Source organism: Armatimonas sp. (assembly GCF_964826245.1).
Genome location: NZ_CBAYMC010000294.1, coordinates 1 through 4,623, shown reverse-complemented (window position 1 = coordinate 4,623; position 4,623 = coordinate 1). Strand labels below are relative to the sequence as shown.

Genomic DNA, 4,623 nt, shown 5'->3' with positions numbered 1-4,623 from the left:
ATTTAAGACAGTCTGCCTTGCGGCAAAGCTCTAAAACGGGTATCCTCTTTGATTGGCGGAAACGTCGCGCCAAGGATGCTGGGGACGCTGCCGTACATTGAATTGGTTTCGATTTGTGAGGAAAGAAAATGGCAGTACGTGTTGGCATCAACGGTTTTGGACGCATCGGACGTCTTACCTTCCGCGCCATCTATGAGAAATATGGGCTGAACGGCGACGTTCAGATTGTTGCGATCAACGACCTGACGGACGCGCTCACCAACGCCCACCTTCTGAAGTACGACTCCAACTACGGCCCCTTCAAGGGCACGGTTGGCTACGAGGGCACCGACCTTGTGGTGGATGGCCAGAAGATCCAGGTCTTCGCCGAGAAAGACCCCGCTGCGATTCCGTGGAGCACCGAGAACGTGGACATCGTGGTGGAGTCCACCGGCTTCTTCACCGATGCCACCAAGGCTGTCGCACACAAGCAGGGTACGGTCAAGAAGGTCGTGATCTCCGCGCCCGCCAAGAACGAGGATCTCACCATCGTGCTGGGTGTCAACGAGCACATGTACGACCCGGCCAAGCACCACGTGATCTCCAACGCGAGCTGCACCACCAACGGCCTCGCGCCAGTCGCCAAGGTGCTGCACGAAAGCTTCGGGATTGAGAAGGGCCTGCTCACCACGATCCATGCCTACACCAACTCCCAAAAGACCGTGGACACCGCCACCAAGGACCTGCGCGATGCCCGCGCCGCCGCCATGAACATCGTCCCCAGTTCCACGGGTGCCGCTCGCGCCGTCGGTCTGGTGATCCCGGAGCTTCAGGGCAAGTTCACCGGAATGGCCTTCCGCGTCCCCACCCCCACCGTCTCCGTCGTGGACTTCACCGCGCTGCTCTCCAAAGACGCTCCTGTCGCGGACATCAACGCCGCAATGAAGGCCGCCGCCGAGACTCCGGGCTTCCAGGGAATTCTCCAGTACAACGACGAGCCGCTCGTTTCCACCGACCTCAAGGGCAACCCCCACAGCTCGATCTTCAGCGCGGTGGACACCATCGGGCTGGGCAGCTTCGTCAAGGTCGTGAGCTGGTACGACAACGAGTGGGGCTACTCCAACCGCCTCGCCGACCTGCTCAACTTCCTTGAGGACAAGGGCCTGTAGGCCTCAACCCTCCTCCCCTGCCCCTCCTCCCAACCCTGGGAGGAGGGGTTTTATTTTGTTTGGTCATCGGGCAACCATTCACAGACGGGCGGCTAAAGCGGCCCGCTGGGTACCCTCTGGGTGGTCGGCAAGACCCATGAATGGGTCTGATGGCTATTTCACGTTATACTTTTACGCATGGAAAGCGGATCGAGTTTTGGTCGGATGATTGTCCTTTGGCTAACACGGCCTTGGACGTTTTTTGTGTTTCTAAGCGTGATTGGCGTTATTTTTCTTTATTTTATGGTGGACCATGCACGACAAGAAAAGAAGGTCAAAAAATTTCCTTTTCAGGCTAAGACGAACCCTAAACACTCGGAAACGGTCTTTCTGTTTTGCCCAGGCGCGAAAGATACCACGACCTTTTTAGTTCCGCTTCGGGGCTTCTCCAGTGCCGAAGAAATTTATGACTACCTCTACAGAAAGTTCGATGAACCCGCTTTTCAAAATGTTCGCATCTACCGCGCTAATAGCACAGAATCGGAAGCATTCGATCACTCGCCCGAACAAAGCGATGCTGAGAACCTGGAAAGACTACGCCAGCTTCTCGGCTAGTTTTTACCAGAACTTCGCAAAGAGGCGTGGGTAGAGCCGGGCGAGGCTTTCTTCGTCTTCTTCGTCCCACTCGGCGGGGCCAGGGTCGGAGTTGGGGGTGCTGGGAAACGGGGTGTCATCGCCCCAGTCTTTCTTGTGGCGCTTGAGCCAGATGCCGATGGCGATTGAGAGTAGCTCTTCTTGCTCCGCACAGTCGTCTTCCGCGACATCGGCGAGGGAGTCGGGGCTCACGAGAGCGGCTTCGTAGGCGGCTTTCCCACGACCGATCAGCCAGGCGCGGAAGTAGTCGAAGCAGTCGTCGGAGCAGCCTCCGTTGATGACATAGGCCGCACCCCAGAGATCCATGCGGTAGGTGGGGGCGTAGAGGGAATCGAAGTGCGTGTGGAAAGAAATCAGCTCGTCGTCAGAGAGCGTTTTTAGATTTTTCTTGAGCTGCTTGCACTGGGCATCAGGGTCGTTCTTCCCAGCCAGACGTGTCGTCTCGATATGTTGCCAAAATTCATCACGGGTCATGTGAGGCTACTCCTCACCAGCGAGACAATACGGAAAATCTAGGCATGCTTTTTGCATTCTTAGATTAAGTATGCGAGTTCTCCCTCTTATTTTTTGTCTCGCTGCACTCTTTCTTTATAACTCACTTACCAAGACACGACAAATTCCCTTCGATGCAATGAACTATATCGAAGTCGCTCAGAGCGTGGTGCGCGGTCATGGCCTTGTGCAGAGTGCGGTGGGGCACAATCAGCCCCAGTGGGAGCTTCTCACGCCGGGCGTGCCTTCCGCTTTTACGGCGCAGGGGCCGCTCTTTCCGCTTCTGATTGCCGCGCTCTCCCCCACACCTGAGCGCTGCCCAGACGTGGCCCTTCTTCTCTCCGTCCTAGGCCTTGGCATGACTCTCTGGCTTGGGTACCGACTGACCCAGCGGCTCTACGGGGCGCACGCGGGCACTCTGGCACTCGGGCTCATGCTGGGGTTTAGTCCCCTGATTCAGGCAGGCAAGACCGCTCTGAGCGAAGGGGTGGCTCTCACCCTCCTTCTTGCTTGCCTCTCGGTTCTGCTACAGGCACGTCACTCAGGGAGCAGACGGCTTATCGTGCTGGCGGGGCTACTGGGTGGCCTTTGTTTTGCCACGCGTTACGCTCTCCTCTGGCTTCTTCCTTTTGGCCTCCTTGCCCTACCCTGGCGACAGTTTGGGCGCTATAGCCTCGGCTTTGCGCTGGTGGCGCTTCCGGTCATGCTTCATAACGTCAGCCAGACCGGTCACGCCCTTCCCCTGCCGCTACCCTCGGATCAGGGACTTCTCACCGTCCTGTGCGAGGGGCTTCTGGCACTGCTGGGAAACTACTTTGTCATGGATCGGCACGGCGCTCCTCAGGCGCTCCTAACAGTCGGACTTGCACTCTGGATCGCCGGCAAGACTAAGCCAGCGGGGCCGCTTCATCCGCTCAGCTCCCACCGCCTTTTGCTGGTCTGGGTCTTGCTCTACACCACGACCCTGACTGCACAGCGCTGCCGTGTCCACTTCGATCCACTTGATGCACGCCTTCTCCTTCCGGCGAGCTTGGTGGGTCTCCTAGCGCTCGTTGGGGCTGGTGCGCAGCTACTCACACCACGGATGCAGCAGGCACTGGCCTTGCTGGGGCTTCTGCTCTTTCTAGGCAAGGAGCTTCGTCTCACGCAGTGGGAGACGCTGCCTCCACCGGAGACATCCTCACCACGGCTGCGCTGGCTGGTTGAGAACACATCAAAAAGTGACTGGCTGATCGGCGATGAGCTGGTGGATGCGACTCTTTTCCTGCAGCGCAGCCGGGTCTTCTCGTTCTCTGCCTACCCTTACACGCCTTATGTCACGGCAGAGCGGCTCCGTCAGCTCGCCCAAAAAGCGCAGGAGAGCCAAAGCCGAGCCTTTCTGGTTCTCCGCCACACGCCCGAGCCGCCCGAGCGGCTACTTTGGCACTTTGGGCCCGTCATTGCCCCCCTGAAGCAGAACCAGAGAGGGCAATCTAACCTCACTCTTAGGGCATCACTTCCCGATTTTCTGGTCTACGAGCTTCGTCCCTGAATCTTTCCTGAATCTTTTCTTTCCGTCTCCGCCTCTGTGATTGCAGAAGCTATGGAAACTATAGGATACGCAGCGGCAGTGGTGATTGGGATCACGCTAGGGCTGATGGGCGGCGGGGGCTCGATCCTCACGGTGCCGACTCTGGTCTATCTCTTTGGCGAGTCTGCCTCAAAAGCGACGGGCGACTCGCTCTTTATCGTGGGAGCAACCGCCGCGATTGGCGCTGGCCTGATGGCGCGGCGGGGCCTCGTCGTGGGGCGTGCGGTGCTGGGCTTTGCTCTTCCCGCCTCTCTCACCGTCTGGCTGACGCGCCACTTTCTACTCCCCGCGATCCCAGACAGCCTGGGAGGTGTCTCCCGCGACACGCTCTTGCTGATCTTCTTCGCTGCCCTCATGCTTGCGACTGCCGTCTCGATGCTGCGAAAACGCAAGGAAGCTGCCAGCGATGCACAGGAATCTACGGATCTGCGCCAGCTCGTGCCTCCCGCGCTGGTCGTCGGCGTCGTGACGGGCTTGGTGGGAGCGGGCGGAGGATTTCTCATCGTTCCTGCCCTGACGCTTGCGGTGAAGCTGCCCATTAAACGCGCCGTGGGAACGTCACTGGCCATCATCTCCGCCAACTCGCTCTTTGGCTTCTTCTCCGATGCAAAGATCCGAGGAGAAGCTCACTGGGGATTCTTACTGACACTGACTGCCTTGACGGCGGCAGGCATGGGCATTGGGACGCTGCTTTCTAAGCGCATTCCCGGCGAGAAGCTACGCCCCACCTTCGGTATTTTCCTCCTGGTGATGGGCACCTACATGGTCGCACGAGAAATT

Annotated in this window: 5 protein-coding genes; 4 read left to right on the top strand and 1 reads right to left on the bottom strand. The window is 58.5% G+C overall.

Going from position 1 to position 4,623, the window contains the following annotated elements; translation table 11 throughout:
• Positions 1–128: 128 nt before the first annotated feature.
• Together gap and AC1XOS_RS19965 are read left to right on the top strand one after the other, a co-directional pair.
• Positions 129–1,148 (top strand): type I glyceraldehyde-3-phosphate dehydrogenase, encoded by a 1,020-nt coding sequence (gene gap, locus AC1XOS_RS19970; RefSeq protein WP_481963972.1) that lies wholly within the window; start codon positions 129–131, stop codon positions 1,146–1,148.
• 177 nt (positions 1,149–1,325) lie between these two features.
• Positions 1,326–1,742, top strand: coding sequence for a hypothetical protein (locus tag AC1XOS_RS19965; RefSeq protein WP_481963971.1), 417 nt, complete (start codon positions 1,326–1,328; stop codon positions 1,740–1,742).
• Between the two features lie 3 nt (positions 1,743–1,745).
• On the opposite strand, the gene AC1XOS_RS19960 is transcribed toward AC1XOS_RS19965, so the two are convergent.
• Positions 1,746–2,255 carry a DUF4240 domain-containing protein gene (locus tag AC1XOS_RS19960; protein WP_481963970.1) on the bottom strand — a complete coding sequence of 170 codons (510 nt, stop codon included), beginning with the start codon at positions 2,253–2,255 and terminating at the stop codon, positions 1,746–1,748.
• A gap of 157 nt (positions 2,256–2,412) precedes the next feature.
• On the opposite strand from AC1XOS_RS19960, the gene AC1XOS_RS19955 reads away from it, so the two are divergent.
• Positions 2,413–3,804, top strand: a complete 1,392-nt coding sequence (locus AC1XOS_RS19955) for a hypothetical protein (protein WP_481963969.1) — start codon at positions 2,413–2,415, stop codon at positions 3,802–3,804.
• Between the two features lie 51 nt (positions 3,805–3,855).
• Positions 3,856–4,623 (top strand): sulfite exporter TauE/SafE family protein (locus AC1XOS_RS19950; RefSeq protein WP_481963968.1); only part of this gene is annotated, 768 nt, incomplete at its 3' end.

Excerpts from the sequence above, each read along its gene's own strand:
- gap (WP_481963972.1), top strand. The coding sequence starts at position 129 with ATGGCAGTACGTGTTGGCATCAACGGTTTTGGACGCATCGGACGTCTT.
- AC1XOS_RS19960 (WP_481963970.1), bottom strand. The coding sequence starts at position 2,255 with ATGACCCGTGATGAATTTTGGCAACATATCGAGACGACACGTCTGGCT.
- AC1XOS_RS19955 (WP_481963969.1), top strand. The coding sequence starts at position 2,413 with ATGAACTATATCGAAGTCGCTCAGAGCGTGGTGCGCGGTCATGGCCTT.
- AC1XOS_RS19965 (WP_481963971.1), top strand. The coding sequence starts at position 1,326 with ATGGAAAGCGGATCGAGTTTTGGTCGGATGATTGTCCTTTGGCTAACA.